The sequence below is a fragment of the Sphingomonas sp. Leaf231 genome, assembly GCF_001421995.1.
Classification (GTDB): domain Bacteria; phylum Pseudomonadota; class Alphaproteobacteria; order Sphingomonadales; family Sphingomonadaceae; genus Sphingomonas.
Window position 1 is genome coordinate 1 of the sequence record NZ_LMLS01000006.1, and the last position, 19,060, is coordinate 19,060.

At 61.4% G+C, this 19,060-nt stretch carries 18 protein-coding genes and 2 pseudogenes; 11 read left to right on the top strand and 9 right to left on the bottom strand.

Annotated elements, in window-relative coordinates; translation table 11 throughout:
* Both ASE95_RS17835 and ASE95_RS16410 read left to right on the top strand, forming a co-directional pair.
* A pseudogene (locus tag ASE95_RS17835) lies at nucleotides 1-149 on the top strand (IS3 family transposase); the annotation flags it as partial.
* A 29-nt stretch (nucleotides 150-178) separates the two neighbouring features.
* Nucleotides 179-1,384: pseudogene (locus tag ASE95_RS16410) on the top strand (transposase); the annotation flags it as partial.
* 144 nt (nucleotides 1,385-1,528) lie between these two features.
* Here the strand turns inward: ASE95_RS16410 and ASE95_RS17840 are convergent.
* Both ASE95_RS17840 and ASE95_RS18615 read right to left on the bottom strand, forming a co-directional pair.
* Nucleotides 1,529-2,329: a hypothetical protein gene (locus ASE95_RS17840; RefSeq protein ID WP_156348094.1), complete on the bottom strand. Its 801-nt coding sequence runs from the start codon at nucleotides 2,327-2,329 to the stop codon at nucleotides 1,529-1,531.
* A 137-nt stretch (nucleotides 2,330-2,466) separates the two neighbouring features.
* Nucleotides 2,467-2,880, bottom strand: a complete 414-nt coding sequence (locus ASE95_RS18615; protein ID WP_443025471.1) for a recombinase family protein — start codon at nucleotides 2,878-2,880, stop codon at nucleotides 2,467-2,469.
* Between the two features lie 27 nt (nucleotides 2,881-2,907).
* Here ASE95_RS18615 and ASE95_RS16425 point away from each other — a divergent pair, with 27 nt between their 5' ends.
* From ASE95_RS16425 to ASE95_RS16435, 3 genes are all read left to right on the top strand, one after another.
* The gene (locus ASE95_RS16425) at nucleotides 2,908-3,609 is read left to right on the top strand and encodes a hypothetical protein (RefSeq protein WP_156348095.1); all 702 of its coding nucleotides are present in this window, start codon (nucleotides 2,908-2,910) and stop codon (nucleotides 3,607-3,609) included.
* 134 nt (nucleotides 3,610-3,743) lie between these two features.
* Nucleotides 3,744-4,247 (top strand): hypothetical protein, encoded by a 504-nt coding sequence (locus tag ASE95_RS17965; protein WP_162234721.1) that lies wholly within the window; start codon nucleotides 3,744-3,746, stop codon nucleotides 4,245-4,247.
* 165 nt (nucleotides 4,248-4,412) lie between these two features.
* Nucleotides 4,413-4,700, top strand: a complete 288-nt coding sequence (locus tag ASE95_RS16435; protein WP_056638842.1) for a hypothetical protein — start codon at nucleotides 4,413-4,415, stop codon at nucleotides 4,698-4,700.
* Nucleotides 4,701-4,854: 154 nt separating this feature from the next.
* Here the strand turns inward: ASE95_RS16435 and ASE95_RS17845 are convergent, their stop codons facing one another.
* Nucleotides 4,855-5,064 carry a hypothetical protein gene (locus ASE95_RS17845; RefSeq protein WP_156348096.1) on the bottom strand — a complete coding sequence of 70 codons (210 nt, stop codon included), beginning with the start codon at nucleotides 5,062-5,064 and terminating at the stop codon, nucleotides 4,855-4,857.
* A 113-nt stretch (nucleotides 5,065-5,177) separates the two neighbouring features.
* The gene (locus ASE95_RS17850; RefSeq protein WP_156348097.1) at nucleotides 5,178-5,492 is read right to left on the bottom strand and encodes a hypothetical protein; all 315 of its coding nucleotides are present in this window, start codon (nucleotides 5,490-5,492) and stop codon (nucleotides 5,178-5,180) included.
* Between the two features lie 210 nt (nucleotides 5,493-5,702).
* On the opposite strand from ASE95_RS17850, the gene ASE95_RS17855 reads away from it, so the two are divergent.
* The 3 genes from ASE95_RS17855 (at nucleotide 5,703) to ASE95_RS16455 (ending at nucleotide 8,476) form a co-directional block, all read left to right on the top strand.
* A complete protein-coding gene (locus ASE95_RS17855) occupies nucleotides 5,703-6,104 on the top strand; it encodes a hypothetical protein (protein ID WP_156348098.1) in 402 nt (133 codons plus the stop codon).
* 307 nt (nucleotides 6,105-6,411) lie between these two features.
* Nucleotides 6,412-7,581 (top strand): hypothetical protein, encoded by a 1,170-nt coding sequence (locus ASE95_RS16445; protein ID WP_056638845.1) that lies wholly within the window; start codon nucleotides 6,412-6,414, stop codon nucleotides 7,579-7,581.
* A gap of 445 nt (nucleotides 7,582-8,026) precedes the next feature.
* The gene (locus ASE95_RS16455) at nucleotides 8,027-8,476 is read left to right on the top strand and encodes a hypothetical protein (RefSeq protein ID WP_056638853.1); all 450 of its coding nucleotides are present in this window, start codon (nucleotides 8,027-8,029) and stop codon (nucleotides 8,474-8,476) included.
* Between the two features lie 532 nt (nucleotides 8,477-9,008).
* Here the strand turns inward: ASE95_RS16455 and ASE95_RS16460 are convergent.
* A complete protein-coding gene (locus ASE95_RS16460; protein ID WP_156348099.1) occupies nucleotides 9,009-9,623 on the bottom strand; it encodes a hypothetical protein in 615 nt (204 codons plus the stop codon).
* Nucleotides 9,624-10,358: 735 nt separating this feature from the next.
* Here ASE95_RS16460 and ASE95_RS18620 point away from each other — a divergent pair.
* The 3 genes from ASE95_RS18620 to ASE95_RS18625 all read left to right on the top strand — a co-directional run bounded on the left by ASE95_RS18620 (nucleotide 10,359) and on the right by ASE95_RS18625 (nucleotide 12,183).
* Nucleotides 10,359-10,706 (top strand): DUF3658 domain-containing protein, encoded by a 348-nt coding sequence (locus ASE95_RS18620; protein ID WP_162234722.1) that lies wholly within the window; start codon nucleotides 10,359-10,361, stop codon nucleotides 10,704-10,706.
* Nucleotides 10,707-10,911: 205 nt separating this feature from the next.
* Entirely contained in the window at nucleotides 10,912-11,343 is a 432-nt protein-coding gene (locus ASE95_RS17860; RefSeq protein WP_156348100.1) for a hypothetical protein, read from the top strand.
* A gap of 258 nt (nucleotides 11,344-11,601) precedes the next feature.
* Nucleotides 11,602-12,183 carry a DUF922 domain-containing protein gene (locus ASE95_RS18625; RefSeq protein ID WP_082450228.1) on the top strand — a complete coding sequence of 194 codons (582 nt, stop codon included), beginning with the start codon at nucleotides 11,602-11,604 and terminating at the stop codon, nucleotides 12,181-12,183.
* Nucleotides 12,184-12,482: 299 nt separating this feature from the next.
* Here ASE95_RS18625 and ASE95_RS16465 read toward each other — a convergent pair whose 3' ends face one another.
* The 4 genes from ASE95_RS16465 to ASE95_RS16480 all read right to left on the bottom strand — a co-directional run bounded on the left by ASE95_RS16465 (nucleotide 12,483) and on the right by ASE95_RS16480 (nucleotide 19,018).
* Nucleotides 12,483-12,779 carry an immunity 53 family protein gene (locus ASE95_RS16465; protein ID WP_056638861.1) on the bottom strand — a complete coding sequence of 99 codons (297 nt, stop codon included), beginning with the start codon at nucleotides 12,777-12,779 and terminating at the stop codon, nucleotides 12,483-12,485.
* A gap of 748 nt (nucleotides 12,780-13,527) precedes the next feature.
* Nucleotides 13,528-16,761: a S8 family serine peptidase gene (locus ASE95_RS16470; RefSeq protein ID WP_056638864.1), complete on the bottom strand. Its 3,234-nt coding sequence runs from the start codon at nucleotides 16,759-16,761 to the stop codon at nucleotides 13,528-13,530.
* Between the two features lie 375 nt (nucleotides 16,762-17,136).
* Nucleotides 17,137-17,493, bottom strand: coding sequence for a hypothetical protein (locus ASE95_RS16475; RefSeq protein WP_156348101.1), 357 nt, complete (start codon nucleotides 17,491-17,493; stop codon nucleotides 17,137-17,139).
* A gap of 55 nt (nucleotides 17,494-17,548) precedes the next feature.
* The gene (locus tag ASE95_RS16480; RefSeq protein WP_056638871.1) at nucleotides 17,549-19,018 is read right to left on the bottom strand and encodes a glucoamylase family protein; all 1,470 of its coding nucleotides are present in this window, start codon (nucleotides 19,016-19,018) and stop codon (nucleotides 17,549-17,551) included.
* Nucleotides 19,019-19,060 lie beyond the last annotated feature (42 nt).

Sequence of the window (19,060 nt, forward strand, 5' to 3'; positions counted from 1 at the left end):
AACTGGTCCATCAATGCCGCTGGGCGACCCAGGCGGAAGCCCGACAGGCGCTGTTCGGATAGATCGAAGGCTATTACAACCGGCACCGCATGCACTCGGCCCTCGGTTATCTTACGTCCGAACAAGCCGAACAGCGCATGACCGGCTAACCCAGCGTGTCCGGACTAGGGGAAGATCACCGGAGCTGATGATCCGCATGCTGATCATCGGCTACTGCATGGGCATCCGGTCCGAGCGCCGGTTGTGCGACGAGGTGCATCTCAACCTGGCCTATCGCTGGTTCTGCGGGCTGGGACTGGAAGGCGACGTGCCCGACCACTCGACCTTCTCAAAGAACCGCCATGGCCGCTTCCGCGACAGCGACCTGCTGCGCAAGCTGTTTGAAACGACAGTTGAGCGCTGTATAGCCGAGGGGCTGGTCGGTGGCGAAGGCTTCGCTGTCGATGCGAGCCTGATCCGCGCCGATGCCAACCGTCAGACCGGCGGCCCAGGTAGCGAAGGCCTGCCGCCTAATGCCGACAGTCGTGCCGTTCGCGAGTATTTTGCCGTTCTCGATGATGCCGCATTCGGCGCAGCCACGCCGGTCGTGCCGAAGTATCTGGCGCCGGCGGATCCGGCGTCGCGCTGGACCTGCGCACATGGCGGACAGGCCTATTACGCCTACTCGACCAACTACCTTATCGATCTCGACCATGCCGTAATCATGGACGTGGAGGCGAGCAGCGCGATCCGGCAGGCCGAGGTCACCGCGTGCAAGCGCATGATCGAACGGACCTAGGACCGCTTTGGCGTCTGGCCCGAGCGCCTGGCGGCGGATACCGGTTACGGCTCGGCCGAGATGCTCGCCTGGCTTGTCCACGAGCGCGACATCCACCCGCACATCCCCGTGTTCGACAAATCGCTACGCCGCGACGGCACCTTCGAGCGTGCCGACTTCAGCTATGACATCGAGCGCGACGCATACACCTGCCCGGCCGGCGAGGAGTTGCGCCGCTTCTGGCATGAGGGACGCGCTGGCAAGGAAGGGCTCCCGGCCGATGGCCTCTATAGATACCGCGCCCGGAAGGCGGCATGCGACGCCTGCGACCTGCGCCCGCGGTGCTGTCCCAACGCCCCGCAACGCAAAATCCTGCGCTCCATCCACGAAGGCGCTCGCGACCTGGCCCGCGATACTGCGACGACCGACGCCTACGTGACCTCGCGACGTGAGCGGAAGAAGGTCGAGATGCTGTTCGCCCACCTCAAACGCATCCTGAAACTGGCCCGATTACGCTTGCGAGGTCCTAACGGCGCCAAAGACGAGTTCCTCCTGGCAGCCACTGCCCAGAACCTCCGCAAGATGGCCAAGCTCATCCCGCTGAGGGCGCACCCAGTACCGGCCTGAGCCGGTCAGCCCTATCCAGCGCAAACCAGCTACCGCTTGCCTCCGGCCCATAACCCGACTTCTTCAACACAATCGCCCACTTGTCGACATTCGTATCGCTTCGGCGATAAGCACCGCGGATGTTACGAGCCGTCCACCTGGCCATCAACCGGAGGGTGCTGGCTTTCCCTGCCCCTGTTTGGCAGCGGACTCGCCCGCTGCCACCTTCTTACAATCCACGTTATCTGGGCGATCGGCTTCTGCAATCTTGTCACAAGCCTCTTTAGCCTTTGCAAGCCCTTGCACCAGTTTTTCATCTGCGACCTTCTTTGCCGCTGCTTCGCTGGCCGCCTCTTGCTTCTTCGCAACATTGTTCACCGCGGCCATCAGCCCGTCGATAGATGCTGCGGCCGCCGGTATCGTTACAGTCGTGTCGTTCGTTGCGGCGAGCGCAACTTTTGCAACTTCGAGGTAATTCTTCGCAGCGTCGTCCATCCCGTTCATCAGCAACAAGCAATAAGTCGATGAGGTCGTGCGCCAGGTCTCGACCGTCGATGTTCTGGCGTGAATCGCTTGAGCGATCACTTGGTACGCTGACCCTGCAGAGAAGTTCGCCTCGCCCTTTGACTGAAGCGCGATCAGCGATTGCGCCAGTGTGTTATTCGCGATGTCTGGCGGTGACTCGGCACATGTAAAACGGGAGGAGCCACCTTCGGGAGGGTCGCCTGATGAGGTTGCCTTCAAGATCCCTGCCGCCCCTTTTCGTGGTGCATGAGCGTACCGCTGACTAATAACCAGCCGCCTTGAGGCATCGAGCGAAACCGTTGCGACCTCCGGGTCGGGCCCAGCCCCGTCAGACTTATCGGGCAGCGCCTTGTACTTGGTCGGTTTATTCCAATAGGCCGAAGCAACGGTACAACCAGAAAGCGCGCAGCTCATGAGCGCCAAAACTAGCACGTTTCGCATCTGATTCCTCCCCCCAAGGAGGATCCTAGGATGCAGTATTAACTACCTCCCCGCAACAGGCTGCGGTATAATTGTAAATTATCACTGCCCTTATGGTCTCGCTGAGGCACGGACCCTTGCACTCAGCCTCCAAACAACTAACGAGGGCGTAATTTTCGTGCGATTTCCGATCGACCTGGGCTCCGTTGCGCAATCCGACGTGAGTAAAAGCGAGTCCCCGTCGCGTTGACGCGCCGCTCGATGGGCTGCTCGGTCGCCTTCAGTGCCCCCATGCCCTTCAACCCGTGCACGATGTCCTGCAAGTCGTTCATTGAGCGGGCGAGCCGGTCGATGCGCGTTACGGCCAGGGTATCGCCTTCGCGAAGAAAGTCGAGCAGCACCAGCGATATGGCCGCTGTCGGTGGTCGATGATGTTCCAAATTATGGGTGACGAGTAGCGGTCGAGCGCTTTCGAGCCAACGGCCGCTTTCCACCACAGCCGGACATTCTCGTTTTACCATCGTTGATCGGGGGAAGTTAGCATAATGCGCCTCGGCGCTGTCATGGTTCAAAGCTACGCTGGCCCGAGGAGGGGCACGATGATGGCAAAAGTCTTGCAGCGGCATTGGGGCGTCGCGGTCATGCTCGCGATGCTGGGGTCGGCCGCGTACGCGCAATTCGTCCCACCCGCTGGCTACAGCGGGGGAAAGACACAGCCCGGCGTTGCGGTGGTGACCGACCCGACTGCGCCTCGCCTGACCCGCCTCCCAGATTCGTCGCTAACTAGCCTCTTTCAGGTCGATCCCAGCTATAAGCGGGGAGCGACGACGGGCAGCATCAAAATTGTGGGGGCGTTCCAGATTGAGGAAACCTCGACCAGGCAGCTTACCGCTGCCTGGTCGCCGGGGTTTCTACCCGTCACACTCTCGTTTAGCGACGGCGTGTGCTACTCCTTCCAGGCCGACTACACAGGGGGCACGCTCTCGAACGGAAAGATGAGCAAGGCGAACTGTGGCAGCCGCCGCGACTTTGATGAACCACCCCAACCAGCGCCGCCTCCTGGCCAATCATTGAAGCTGATCGGAAGTGCATGGCAACATGCGGCCTGGGCGGATCAGCGTGCTGGTGGCACCATCATCACGGCCCCCGATCGTGATGTTTTCAAGCCGCTTTTCACTGCTCGCATGGACGTCAGCGCCATCATGGCAATGAGCGGGCCTGATTATCCTGGTGGGAACGTGACCTTGGTGGGCAGGATCGGTGGACACCTAACGATCGTCACTCTTGAGGTCGGATACTGATCCGCTAGAGGTTGCAACTCGTGTTCGCAAAACCATCCCACACGGGAGACCCGCTGTTCCGCAGTCGCCCATAGTCGGTCATTCGTGTGCCGATGGAGGTTGCCCGACAGCGGCCCTTCATTCAGTCTCTGCGCATGCCCATCGACGCCGACCGAGATGAACTTGAACTCCGCGTCAGCGACGTCGCATATGAAGTTGCCGACTTCGCATGGGCTGATCTGGCAGAACGCGTTCCGATCGGGATTACCTACACGCGCCCGCAGAACGAGGGGCCGTATATGTCGGTCACATGGGATGCGGATTGGAAGGAGCGGGTTGGTGGCCCCATCCTTATCAAGATCCAAGGCTTTTTGGACCCTAAGCATGAGGTGCCGACTTGTTGGACTGGGGAGATCATCCGCAAGCGGAGCTTTCTCGACATGCTCTTGCGGCGACCCCACCGCGCATCAATCAAACCACCTAGTAGCATAGGCACAGGGGATTGCAGCCAGTGCGGGCATGCGATCGGCTACCACCATGCTGGCACGGAAGAGCAGATGCTTTGCACTGTCGATGGCTGTGAATGTTCTGGCTATGACGAAGGAGCGATGCCTCGAAGTTGGGGAGCGGAGGGCCGCTATGGGCTGGAATCGTCCTAAAGCCGCCTGACGGCCTTCCACCAGGTCGTGCCGTTCCGAGGCTCCTTAGCCGACCCGATCACCCGAAAGCCGACCGGCTGCTGTCGGCCGGGAAGCGGACGGTCGGGAAGCGCCCCAATTGCTGACATAGCCGGATGTGCTAGGTTTTGCCCCACAGGAGGCCTCATGACGATCTATCAGCGGTTTCGCATCTGGATCGATGAGGTTCAGTCCGGAAGCCTCTACGCCGGCAAGCTGCTGTACGCTGCTGGCGCGTTTCCGCTCTTCGCTACTCCGCTTTTTGGAAACTGGTGGCGCATACCAGGTTTCGCGATCGCGGTTGGATGGATGGCATTTCTGCTTTGGCGGCTTTGGCTGATGGCAAAAACTGGCTTGATCGCCAGTGACGTGCCGCAGGGCCGTTTGATCGAGAAGACGGCTTCCACCGACGACGCGATTTCGAACGGCAGCTAACTACCATTCTAGACACAGCAGCGGCGGAGATACCCTCCGCCACGATGGCCTATGCTCCTCGGCCGTGGCCCCGGAGAAAGCTCGTTGTACCCTGCGGATACCCGCTGCCCGTCCGCTTGCGCCCACTTGCGGACAGTGACGGTCGGCGGCACCGTCAACCGATGAGTCGCTCCGTCGTCGCCATGACCGTTATGCTCGCCGCACCGGTTCTGCTGCTGCTCGCCGCCGCCCACACCGGTCTTTTTTCGAATGGAACGGTGGTCGCATACTTAGTGCTCATTGCAGCATGGGCGATCGGAGTGGTCGCGATCTGGTCGGCGAGATGGTCGCGTCGGGTGACGATCGGCGTAACGGTCGCCTTCACCGTCGCAGCAATCCCCTTTCTGCCCTTTGCTAGCCTTCTAGCGGTCTGCTCCACTGGCGACTGTATCTAGGTCTGCTTTCCACCACAGACCGCTAACGCCCATTTGCGGGTATTCACTCACTCAACATGCAGGTCCCAGAAGCCGACATTGTGCTCTTGGCGAGAGCACAAAGATGCGGGTTCGCCGGATGGGTCAGGTTCGCGCGCTCGCCGAGGCACGCGTCATAGTTGGAAATTCCGACGTCAAAATCTTTAGGTTTTCTCGCCGGTTCGCGCAGGTGCTTACAGGCGTGGCGCGCCGATTTGATTGCGGCAGGCTCGCTCGCTTCTAAGGCATCGCGGGTTGAGGTGGCCTCTTGGCTTTCGTCTGAAACCAACGAGCAAGAAGCCAGTACGAGCGGCAAAAGGAGAAGGATAGGAAGGCGCATGGCGAGAGGCTCTGCGGGAACGGTTGTTTTTGCAAGGCGCTCGCCGGAAGCTGCCTGACCGCTTCCCACCACAATGCGACATTCCACTGACCGAGGCGGAGGTGGTCTCCGCCTCGGTCGTGATTTTACCTCGGCGCGGAGGGCGGGCGGCACCCATTGTACCCCGCCAATACCCGCACAGCGACGGCTGGAATCGCGTCGATTGCGGACATGCGTCGGATCGCGCAGGTTGAGGCGATGGAACAGTATTCTCAAGAATGGGTGGCATTTCCACAAGCGGTCGCGAACCTCGTCGCACAGACCGGAGACGAAGAAGCGCCAATCGGAGGCCGTTTCATTTGCAGCGAGGGAGCGGATGAAGAGCTAATGTGGAGTTTTCTCGAAGCCCAGGGCTTGACCCTGCGCGGCTTTGGCCAATGCGAAGTGGTCGCGATGAGAACCGTTCGGGTCAGCAACACGGCGATTGGGGAAATGGTTGAAGAGATGCGGCAGATTGCTTCCGGTAGTGGCTATCGCCTTCAATCAATCGAGGCAGGAGATGTTGACTCCGGAGAAGCGAGCGTGCTGGCGTGTGAAGTGGGGTATGTTCCATGGTGGCAATCTCCACCATGATCGACGTTCCGCTGTCGCCTTCGAACGTCGGCTTTCCACCGCAACGCGGCATTCGGCGGACCGAGGCGGAGAACCCCTCCGCCTCGATTTCCATTCTACCTCGACGTGGAGGCTCGGGGATGCCGATTGTACCCGGCGGATACCCGCACAGGGACGGCCGCCTTCGCCCCACTTGTTGCCGTTCAAGCCACCGCACACACGCGCCAACAGCCGCCATGGCGACACCGCAGCCGATACTTCGGGCTCAGGCAGGGGATTGCACAACGCGCCTCTGTTGAGGCACATTGTATTCTGAGAGGTGCAGGCGATGAGGATATTTCGTGCGCTGGGATTGCTCGCCCTGGGAGCGATTTTGGTCTCTGTCGTGCCTTCGTCCTCCTGTGCCGACAGCTGGGCATTACCGACGACCACCACCTACACGTCTTGCGCCGGCCACGCCCGCATCACGGTCAGCCCGCGCGATCTTAAGAGCCAGCTGGGTTATTTCGACGACAGGGTGAAAAATGTTGACCCCGCTGGACAGAAGAAGGGCGGATCGCTGGTCGCGAGCGCAAGATTGGAACGACTGGTGGACAGGCGCTGGCGACCAATCTGGGAACATCAAATTGCGAACGACGTGGCTCCGGTGTTGGCGCTCGTTCAAGACGATGGTGAACATGCAGTCACGTTCGATGATTGGCATGGCACCGGCTACGGGCCTAACGCAGTCGTGATTTACGGTGCGGGGGGTAAGATGCTTCGTGCACTCGCCCTGTCCGACGTCGTGCCAGCTGACTACATCAAGGCGCTGCCTCATTCCGTTAGTTCTATCCATTGGCGGCGCAATCCACGCTTCTCGCCCGATGGACGGAAGGTGATTATCCCTGTCCTGATCCCTACCGAGAACTTTGTTTCCGATCCTGCCACGATTGACATTGCGGTCGATCTCGTCGACGGAAGGGTATCGCCAATCAATCTAGGCGCTTGGGATGCTGCGCAGGCAGCAGGCCGCAAGGTTCTCGCTGCGCAGGTCGCTTACGAGGCATCCGCGAAGGCTGCGTTCCTTGCTCCGCTACTCGGTCCGAAAGCTAATGCCGAGCGCGAATGGCACGGCTATTTGCGCGAGGCGGTCGGACGGCTGATTGGTGACGATGAAACACCTTCCACGACCGTTCTCCGTCTTCCTGATGCAGATGATTATGCTGTATCGGAGACGTGGGTCCACGACGCGCTGACCGAAAGCTATGCGGACAAGGTTGCGCTGGCATCGCTTTCGGAGCCCAACCTTGTGGCCGTTCTTAAGAAGGCTTTTCTGAAGTTGCCGGATGGATCCCTATCGAAGGTAACGGCTTTCATCGCGGTGTCCGACCAGAACTGGCCAGAAGTCGTTTCAGCGATGCGGCGCTCCGGCGCAAAGATCGTCCAACTCGACCCGGCCAAGGCCATACCCCAGCGCTCCCAGCGCATAGCTCGGCGATACGGTCCTCACGGCGTTTAGGTCGACCTGCGAAACGGCAGCTTTGCCGGGTAGAGCGCGGGGAGCTGCTTGTCGGCTTTCCACCATCTCGCGTCGTACTAGACCGGAAAGCGGGCCGGCGCGAAGCGCCCAATAGCCGACATCGTCTTGAGTGCTATAAGCGGGCGCGATGAACTGGCTCGCATTTCTCGGATTACTCATCTTCGGCGGTCTTCTGGCGCTCGGCCTTCGGACTGGGACAATGCCGATGGCTCCTTATTGGAGCCCTTTCCGCGATGACGAGCCGATGTGGTTCTGGTTGGGTGCTACAATCTACGGAACTGGAGCAATCCTGTCGCTTGCCGCGTGGATTGGCTTGCTTCGCTAGCGTCTGCCTTCCACCACCTCGCGAGGTTCCCGGGCCGGAAAGCGGAACGGCGGGAAGCGCCCCAATAGCGGACATACGAAGCATGTGCGAAGGTCCACCATGGAATACATCAACGACGACACGTCTGCGGACCGGCTCTACCTCAAAGGCTTGGCGATCCGAGATGAGCGGCACTTGGGTAAGTGGCTCCCGATCATGTGGCACCTTGCTCTACGCGGGCACGCGGGCGCGATGATCGAGCTTGCCGATTGGTTCTCTAACGATGGCAGCGCCGACCCATTTGGCACGCCAGCGGCAGCTTTCAGCGCGGCCGGACTATACCGACGCGCATACAAATTAGGCGACTTGCGCGCAGCCCGACACATGGCGTTGAGCCGCTTCAATCGGAACGACATGGCCGGTTACCGCCACTGGCTCGGCCAAGGCGCTAAGGCTAGTGACGGCGAAGCAAAACAAGAACGCCGGCAGTTCGAAACCCGGCTGTGGCACGCCGACGCCGGCAGGGTGCGTCGGCTACGACCTAAGCAGAAAAGGGATGGGTTCGCTTAGGACTACGTCCGCTTCCCACCAAGTCGTGCCGTTCCGAGGCTCGCGAACCAAGCGGATCACCCGAAAGCCGACCGTCCGGTTTCGGGCGGGAAAGCGGGCCGGCGGAAAGCGCCCGATAACGGACACTTACCGACAGATGTTTTCAAGCTGATTAACGGGACGTCTTCCCCGGTTTCAGAAAGCGAACGACAAGCGTGATGATATTGATGGAAACGACCAACTCGAAAAATACCATTATGAATATACCTGCCGGGCCGAGGTCGCCGTCGGTAGCGAGGTGTATCAATGAGTACATGCCCAAAGCGCCAGTGGGCGCGGCCACCATTAACCATCGTGGAGGTAGTGCAATGATTAGCCCGGGAGGGATGACCAACAGAGCTAGGGCTATGAGCAATATTATCATTGCGCTCATTATCGAACGCTTCCCCTCGATGATCCGTCGTCGCCAGATCCTGGACTGAAGCGACGCCTCAGCGCCTTCGCAGGAGCGCTTTGTCCCCTGCTGCATCGGGCCGCATTGCGAGAACCGCCGTCAGGACTCCCGCGCGCGGGTGAAATAATAGATGAAGCCGCCATGCCCCTTCACCTGCGAGGGGCCGAACGCCACTGTGCCCTCACCATAACCGCGACTGTCCATCGCCTCGTGAAACGATAGATCCTGCATGGCTGCCATGGCCTCTGCTGCCGTCGACGGTGGGATCTCTCCCACTATTTGACACGTCTCCGATCCACATCGAATATCGAGCACGCGACCTTGCTGCCCAAGACCGGGCATTGCCGCGAACTGCTCACGCAACAACGCTTCCGACGAAGCAGCCCAGGCAGGGTCGCGAACTTCCTTGTTCAAGTCGTCGTGGCGGTTTCGCATATCGGGCCAGACGTCGAGCATCTCCCCGGCAAGCGTGTCGACGTTGAGGACGTCGGCTGGAGACGGCGAGGATATGGGCGAGGGGGACGGGATCGGCGTGCCGGATGCCAGCGGCCCAGGCTTTGAAGTCGCCATTCCGGACGCAGAAGCGATTACGACGATGTTGTTCGCCGGGCCTTTCACCGCGACGGGCGGCACATCCCTCGTGCCGATCAGGAACGTCGCGGCGGCAACGACAGCGACCCCACCGCAGGCCAGCAAAGGTACAGCCAGTTTCACGGTACCACCTATCCTTGAAGACTTATGCCTGAGCCGATGTTTTTGTGCACATACCCGTCTTGCCTGTTCGATGCTGGTCTCTTCCGCTGATCAAGGCGCTGCCAGTCGACCCACATCTATAAAACTGGTCACAGTTATTGGAATTTACTCCAGATCTATCTTACTTTAGCGGCGTCGTTTTGCAGTAAATGTAGAATCCGTTCGGATGTTGGCCGTGGCCTATTCCAACACACTGATAAACGTTACCTAACGCGGCTCTTTGCCTTACGCACTTGGCGCATTGCGCCTGCGCCACACTGCTGAAGTTGACCGCCAAAAGTGACAGGCCCACAAGAATGTTGAGTCGCATGCTACATTTCCTCATCAACGAAACATTCTATATGATTCGTGGCAACTCTTAGCCTTATAGCGAACTTGATATACCATTATATTTAGTATTCAAAATGCAAAATAACATTCCGTATCAAAGGTCTGTATGAAAACACGAACGATTGGCGATAAAGATGAGTGCATATCATCCTGTTGCCATTGTCCGTCGAACACTGTCGACGATTCCGGATGCATTCTTAACGGGTCGCTTTCGGCCGGGCATGAACATGTCACGTGCGCCGGTGGCGCGCCTCACCCGCGAGACTGCATTAATCTAAAAGCCACTGATGTCCGCGTTCCACCACCCCGCGACGTTCACGGGCCGGAAAGCGGATCGGTGCGAAGTGCCTATTTGCGTCCGGCGTAGTGCGTTTACGGAGGCCATGTGAGCAATCCATATTTGCATGGTGTGCTCTCGGAAAAGCGAATGCATCGCTTCGGATTGTTCAAAATGGTATTTTGGTGTCGGCCGCACTCGACTGTTATGACAAACTCATAATGGGGTTTGTGTCGAGCGAATGGCGACCAGCGATGAGGGTCGTGGGGGATGCTTTTTTTACGATCAGTATCGAGACCGGTCATTTCGTCGGCGACCTTTTCACATTCTCATGCCTCCGGGCGCTCTCCAGATCGGGAGAGGTTGAATGGGATGGAGACATCAGCGACAGGCACCGAAGCAAAGTGCGGCTCGGTGCGGGCAATGGCATCTCGTAGCTGGAAACGGCAGCTATTGCCGCCGTAATGATGAAACCGGACTGTCGCTAATCCACCAAGTCGTGCCGTTCCGAGGCTCGCGAACCAAGCGGATCACCCGAAAGCAGACCGGCCGGTTTCGGGCGGGAAAGCGGGCCGGCGGAAAGCGCCCGATAACGGACATACGGAACAGCACCTACGATCGCGAGATCAAGAGGAGCAATCGATGAACGGCAGATTTTGCTGGACAGCCATAATTCTACCTTTCGCCTGTGCCAACGCGGCGCAGCAAGAAGAATGGCGCGAGCTCAAGCGCTCGGATCAAGTGGTCGCCGCATTGAATGTTGGAGATGCGAAGCGCACTGGATCGATCGTGGAAGTGGCGATGCTGCTGGTGCCTAAGGTTCAGCCGTTGGCACCGGTGCTGACTTATACGATTATGGATGTTCGCGCCGATTGTGAGGCGCGCACTGCCCAGATATTGGGGTTCCAGAACTATGCCGGTGTGGTTCCAATGGGTGAACGAACGCCCGCAGATGCGGCTGCGTCGCCATCTCGAGGGGAGGCACTCGATCCGTTTTGCAACTTAGCCAAGCTTGAGGCCCCGGGCGCGCGATCAGCCCTCGACTTCGCACGTTTGGTTTGGAAATCGCGCTAGCGGTTATGTCAGCTTTCCAACAGACCTTACCGTTCCGAGGCGCCCGAACCGACCCGATCATTTGGAAGGCGACCGTCCGGTTCCGTACGGAAGGCGTGAAGCGCCTGAAGCTAATAATTCAAGGTTCGTACTTCCGATTCCCAAAATCTGACATTCACAATGCGACAACAGGATTAGTCAGCCTTGGACCGCCGCTAAGCCGACCTTCGATGATGGTTAGTTATTGCGATAGCATCAAGTAAAGCTATAACTCCAAGCATGCTGCCATTCATATTCGGATCGCTTGCGGCTTATGTCGCCCTGTCCACGCCACTTCCTTCTACCGTCGTAGTAACGGGCTCTAGCGAGGCAACTCCGCCATTCGCTAACCTACCCAACGTTACCATTGTTCCGTACACGGTGGAGGGAAAGAACACGACCGCCGTCCGCAAGTCAATTGACAAGGCTCGACCGACCGATCCCAATGACGGCACGCGGGTAGACGGCCTCAGTCGCTATGATTTCCGCTGGCGCTGGCGCAATGACGGACATGGAAGGTGTACGGCTACGCCGGAAGATATATCCTTTAGCGCAACGGTTACAGTTCCAAGACTAAGCAGCGACGACCCTAGATTGCAGGTGCGATTCGATCGTTACTACAACTCGCTGTTGGCGCACGAAGATGGTCATGTTCGATACGCTTGGGACCATCGTACCGAAATCGCAGCCGCGATAAACTCCGCGACGTGCGCTACCGCAACTGCGGCTGCTCAGGCGGCACTTGACTCGATTTCAGCGCATGACATTGCGTATGATAAGGCGAGCCGACACGGCATGACCACCATTGTGCCATTAAACTAATGTCCGGTATGTTTTCGGAACTTCACCATTGCTTCGGCAGGCCACGGTGCAAACCTTCCGCGATGCGCTAGTCACAGGTCTTGTATAACGCACACAGAGAAATCCTCGCGATTACACATGTTATAACGTGACGCGTTTCACGCGAGTATCCGGTGTGGGCTTTTTTATGGTGAGGTTCCAAAAGCTGCCGTTCCGCAAACCACCAGGTCGTGCCGTTTCGAGGCTCGCGAACCAAGCGGATCACCCGAAAGTCGACCGGCCGGTCTCGGGCAGCAAAGCGGACTGACGGAAAGCGCCCATCACCGAACTTTCGTCGCCCATTCGCGGAAAGCCTCAAGCAGCAAGCGGAGGTGGCGAGGGCCGCCACGCCCGTGGAACGCATTTCCCTCTGTCCAACAGGTCCACCAGTCCGTCTCGTGCTCGTAATTGTGAGCGATGCGATCCAGCACACGTCCATCGCAATCCGTTCCGGCTAGCTCGACCTTCAACGACCAGCCGGGATTGTCGATGGTTCCGATGCTTGGGCCAAACCCATGCTCCCAATCGCCATCGCACTGCGTCTCATACCAAAGCGAAAACCAGTCCAGCACGTCCATACAGCAACGGTAACCGAGCGGCTGCGGCATTGGAAGGAACGTCCGCTAACCACCACTTTCGGTCATTCCGCTCACGCCCAATGTCGGTCGTAGATACGCCATTTCGGCGTGCTGGAAAACGGACATGGACCGTGCCGAAGCAACCTGACAAAATATTGGTGGTGGCGAGCTTTCCTTCCATATCCGCTCTTCCCGTCATGATGGCGTTGCTTATCGCTTCGTGCAGCCCTGCGGGCTTGCAGCGGCAGGATCAATTTGCGTGGGCAATCGAGGGCGCAGGCTCAACGTCTCCGCCGATTGTCCGTGTTCGGGTGACGACGCCGGCAAAGTCCGGTGTATTTTTAGTCGGACCCTAATAGACGCAATCATGCAGGAGAAGCGCCTGCCTATAACCGAAGTCGGGTATCGAGAGGCGGAAGCGTTCGCACTTTCTGCGCACGCAATGAATGCGATAATATGTCTTATGTAAACCGGCTTGGATCGGCACCCGGCTGGTCCCCTGCACGTGCCGTCATTGCGAGCATAGCGAAGCAGGCCAGGGCGTCGCGCGGAATGCTCGCAACGATGGGTGGCCGGAGCATATCTCCCCGATCGTGCCCAGCCCGTCGCGCCCGGTTCGCCCGAACGGGTGGATCATCTTCAACGGCGGGCAGTCCGGCATCCGTGGAATGCTGAATGCCGATCCCGCCCGAACCTCGATCGCCCGCGCGCCTTCCTCTTGCTGCGGGAAGGCGCGCTGGCGGTCAGGTCAGCCGGCGAAGCCGAAGGCGTTGCCCGTGAAGGCGATCTGGTCGGGATCGATGTTGAGCAGCGTGATCGTGTTGCCGTTGCCCAGGTCGATCAGCGTGTCGCGGCCCAGATCGGTGATGACCGGCGCATCCTTGAGCGGGTAGCTGGCCAGATCGATCGTATCGCCCGCGCCGAAGTCGCCGATCGTGTCCTTGCCGAAGCCGGTCTGGAACACGAACGTGTCGTTGCCGGTGCCGCCGAACAGCGTGTCGTTGCCGCCCAGCCCGATCAGCACGTCGTTGCCCGCCGCGCCGCGCAGGACGTTGGCCGCGTCATTGCCGCGCAACGTGTTGGCCAGCGCGTTGCCGGTGCCGTTCAGCGCCGCGCCGCCGGTCAGGAACAGGTTCTCGACATTGGCGCCCAGCGTCCAGTCGACCGCGGCCTGGACGGTATCGACCCCGCCCGTGCCGTTCTGGAAGAATTCGGTCACCTGGTCGCCGGCATGGTCGACGACATAGATGTCGTTGCCGATGCCGCCCTCCATCGTGTCCGCGCCGGCCCCGCCGTCGAGCCAGTCGTTGCCCTCATGCCCGTGCAGCGTATCGTGGCCGAAGTCGCCGGACAGCCGGTCGTCGCCGGCATAGCCCTTGAGCACGTCGTTGCCGTCCAGCCCCGACAGCGTGTCGGCGAAATTGGTGCCGTACATGTTGTTGTCGAGCGCGTTGCCGGTGCCGGCGCGCGCACCGCCGGAGAGATACAGGTTCTCGACATGTGCCGACATCGTGTAGGCGATCGTGGCATAGACGGTGTCGGTGCCGGCACCCGCCGCTTCGATCACGATGTCGCCCGCCGCGTCGACGACATAGGTGTCGTTGCCTGCGCCGCCGTCCAGCAGGTCGGCACCGGTGCCGCCGTCCAGCCGGTCGTTGCCCGCGCCGCCGTACATCCGGTCGTCGCCCGCCGCGCCGAACAGCACGTCGTTGCCGCGCATCCCGCGGATTTCGTTGGCCAGCGCATTGCCGCTGATCGTGTCGTTGCCGTCGCCGGTGACGACGTTCTCGATCTGCGTGCCGCGTGCGATGCGGAACGCGTTGACCCCGCCGAAGCTGGTCCAGCCGCCCTCGGCCATCGACATCGACACGTCCTTGGTCACCGCCGCCGCGTTGATCCAGTCGGTGCCGCCATCATCGTCGACCAGCGTGCGGCGTGCGGATTGCCCGCCGATCGCCGCCATCGTCAGGAACTCGTCGGTGTAGGTGAACACGTCGCCCGCCTTCTGCGCCGCTCCGAACGCGGTCATCTGCAACGACGTGATCGTGGTGGTGGTCGCCGGCAAATGCTCCTGGAACTGCGCGGTCCAGGTTCCCTTTGATGCGGCGCCGCGGAAGTTGGCGAAACCGAAGGTGAAGGTGTCCGCACCGCTCGCCGCGGTACGAGGCGCGCCGATCGTATCGACGAAGGCCGATGTGCCGTCCGGCGCGATCAGCTTGATCTTGAGCGTGCCGAGCGTGGTCGGCGCGTTGGTGAAGCTGGCGAACCCGATCCGCATGTCGACATGTTCGAGGTCGATCGAATCCGTCACGTCGAAGGTGAAGCTGGTCGGCGTGGTCGTGAAGCCGGAGTGCGCCTTCGATGCGTCCGGTGCCGCGCCCTTTGCGACGGTCAGGTTCGTCGCGAAGGTCGGGGTCGAGATGCGGACCTCGTTGGCGCTCGTCGCGGCGGTGCCGAACAGCGACCACACTTCCGCCATGCGGACCGCGTTGTACGCATCGATCGCGCCATAGCCGTAATCGGTGGAATAGTGATGCCCGCCGCCGTTCCAGCCGTTGCCGCTGCCGACGACCGCGAAGGTCGACTCGTTCAGCGCATTGGTGAAGCCCCCTTCGACCTGGGCAGTGGGCGGCGTGTCGAATGCGACCGGCAGCTTGGCGGAGGCGGCCAGGATGTTCTTGACGTCGCGCCAGCCGAGGTTTTCGTTGGCGTCGAGGATGAGCGTCACCACGCCGGCCGTGATCGGGCTGGCGGCGGACGTACCGCCGAACGCGTCGGTATGGTCCAGCTTGCCGCCCGGATCGACGGCGGTGTTGTAGCCGTGACGCCCCAGCACGTCGGTCGTGACGATGCCCCGGCCGCCCAGGTCGGTGGCTTCGTCAGATGGAGCCGACACCAGCAGCGCCGCGCCGCGCGAACTGTAGGAGGAAGCCGAACCGTCGCTTTCGCGATAGGCGGCGACCTCTACCACATGACGATCGTTGCGATCGCCCTGTCCCTGTGTGTCCCTGCCATCGTTGCCTGCGGCCATGACGTTGATCGTGCCCAGCCCGTCGCGCCCGGTTTCCGCGGCGAAGGTCATCGCCCGGGTCATGTTGTAGGCGTAGGTGCCCGCGACGTTGCGGTCCCCGCTGCTGTCGTATTTGGGGCCGCCGCCCCAGCTGTGGTTCACCACGTCGAACTTCGCGGTTTGCCGTATCGCTTCGAATAACAGCGTCTTGTCAGTGGCGTTGACGAAGATGCCCGGATCCCTGCCGCCCCCCGAATAGGGATCGAAGAGGTTGACCCCGGTGATGCTGGATTCATACGCGATGCCGACGGTGCCCTTGCCGTTGCGCGCCGCGGCGATCAGCCCGGCGACCGCGGTGCCGTGCGGCCCGGCTTGGGGCGTGTAGTCGCCGTCATAGGTCTTGCCGCCGATCTTGAGGTGCATGCTGGCGTCGTAATTGGCGGCGAGATCCCAATGCTCGTATTGCACGCCGGAATCGTAGATGCCGACCTTCACGCCCTTGCCGGTGTAATCCTGCCAGACCCGCTCCATGTCGCCGAGCTTGGCGAGGTGCCATTGCTGCGCGGCGAGCGGATCGGTGACCCCGGCGATCGCAGCCGTCGGTGTCGCAGCCGCCGGTGTTGCAGCCGCCTGTGTTGCAGCCGACGCCGCGAACTTGGCCGCGGCCGGCGACGTGCCGCCGGGCGTCGCGCCGGGCGTGAAGGCGTGATAGAATGCGCCGGTGCCGGTGCCGGTCCGTGATGCCATGCCATCCAGGAACGCCGCGGAACCCGCGAACGCCGTCGTGGTCACGCCGGCGGCGTAGGCCATCTTGTCGAAAGGCGATGCATCGGTCCGCATGTCCTCGGTGGCCGTCTCGACCAACGTGCCCAGTTCGGCCTCGACCGAACGTGGCCCTGCGGCAAGGCGTGCCTCCCTGCCATGGGCCAGCGTGGAATACACGGTACGACCTTCCGAAACGCTGCTGCGCATCGAACATCCCCTTTCGAAGTTATGTGGCGTCAAGCGGCATTTAGTTGTTCGTGCCAATTGTAAGTCAAGCAACCATCCTCGCCGCCACAACTGGCACGCAGGGCCGTTTTGGTCGCTGTCGACTTGGCCGTGATGCGGCGGATCACTGCCCGCGACGGCTTATGCATTCTATCGTAACCGGAAATTAACCATCACGCATTGCCGGGCGCAATGTGCCGGACGGTCGGGCCGATCTCCATTCTGGGCCAGTAATATCGGTTGATACGATGGTGGTCGTCATCGCGATCGCGTGCCGCGATGTTCAGCGACCGGCGTTTCCGCGCCACGCATGCGCCCGGCGAGAACCGGCGCCGATTCGCATGACCGGTATCGTCCTCAGGCGGCGAGCACCCACGCCTCGGCATCCTCGATCGCGGTGAAGAACGACGCTTCGCGCTCCGCCGCGGCGCGCTTGATCTGCAACCGCGCCAGCGAGCGCGCGACGACGAACGCCAGCCGCCGCGACGCCATGCGCGGATCGCCCAGCACGCGCTGGAACGCCTCGACCGTGGCCTGCGACTGGATCTGCATCGCACGCATGTCGACCAGCGTGGCATGCGCGTTGGGCGCGCAGCGCAGCTGGGCGTGCGCGGCGTCGCGCGCGGCGACGAAACGGGCGACGTCGTCGGGGGTGAAGAAACCCGTCAGCGTGATCCGCACCAGATCGCGCGCCGGCTCGACATCGAAGGACATGCGAGGCGTCATGTCAGGCCACTATCAGGCAGGTGTCTCGAAACATTTACATAAATCAGCGCAGTCCGCCGCCCGTGAACCCGGCGCGCGCCAGCCCGGCGCGAATGTACGGGTTCTTCTGCATCGTTTTCCAGATCAGCCCGCTGCGCCAGTTCTCGATCATGCACGCGATCGGTCCCTGGTCGATGCCGAGGTAATCGTCGGCGACCCAGCCGATGTCGGGCACCACCTTGCCATGCTGCAGCCTGGCATCGGTCAGCGTCAGCGTCGGGTTGAAGCTGTCGCGAAAGCCGTAGCGGTCGTAGATCGCGGTGCCATAGGTCGAATACATCGCGCGCGCGGCGGGCAGCACGATCTCCGGCGCGAAGGCGATCGATCCCAGCGCGGCGGTCGGCGCGATCGTGCCGTCGTCGCGGTCGCCGGGGCCGCGCGCCGAATAGGAGAAGAACTCGCGGTTGCGCCCGTCGATCTCGCGCACGAAATCGCCCGGCCCGTCGCACGCGGTCAGCCCCCAGACATTCTCGCCGTAACCGCGCCAGCGCGCCGGATTGTTGATCGCATAGCGGCGCTGCGCATAGACGGCGCGGCGGCTGTTCTCGAAATAATCGAAGCCGCGCCGTTTGGAATAGGTGTCCATCAGCCCGCGGAAATCGATCCACACCTGACTGTATTGATGCCCGAACAACGGCGGGAAGGCGGTGAACGGATTGGCGTAATTCTCGTCCCACGACGGGTCGAACCGTGCGGTCCATTCGTCCCAGGTCGTCGGCGGCAGCGCATGGGTCGGCGATCCGAGCGCCAGCACGTACAGGATCAGGCTTTCGTTATAGATGTTCCAGTCGGAACCGATGAAGCCGCTTTCGGGGTGCCAGCCCATCGCCACGAACGGCTTGCGCGGGGTGATCCAGTCCCATTCGACCGCACGGTACAGCCGGTCGGCCAGATCGCGGATCTCGCGCTCCGCCGGGTCGGCGTCGTCGTCGAACCACGTCTGCGCGAACAGCACGCCGCCCAGCAGCAGCGCGGTGTCGATCGTCGACAGTTCGGTCCGGGCGAAGCGATGCCCCTTGGTCACCCCCAGGAAGTGGTAGAAGAACCCCTTGTACCCGCTCGTCCCGTCCTTCGCCGGGCCTTGCGGCGCATCGGCGAAGAAACGCAGCGTGGTCAGCGTGCGCTGCGCGGCATCGGCCCGCGTGATCCAGCCGCGCGTCGCCGCGATCGGATAGGTGGTCAGCGCGAAGCCGACCGCCGCGATCGACGCGAAACTGGGTGTCGGCCAGCGGTCGGGGGCCAGCCCGGTGCGCTGGTCGGTGGTGTTCAGGAAGAAGCGGACGGTGCGTTGCTGGATGTCGTCCATCAACGGATCGCTGGCGCTGGCCGGCGTGGTGCCGATCGCGGGCAGCACGCCGGGGAACGCCAGCCGCGGCGCGCGCGTGGGGGCGAGCGGGCCGGCGGTGCACCCCGCCAGCCACCCCGCCCCGCCCAGCGCGGCGCTGCGCAGGATATCGCGTCGGTCGAACGTCATGCGGTCAGGCACCCTCTCCGATCATCGTCTGCAACGGCACCT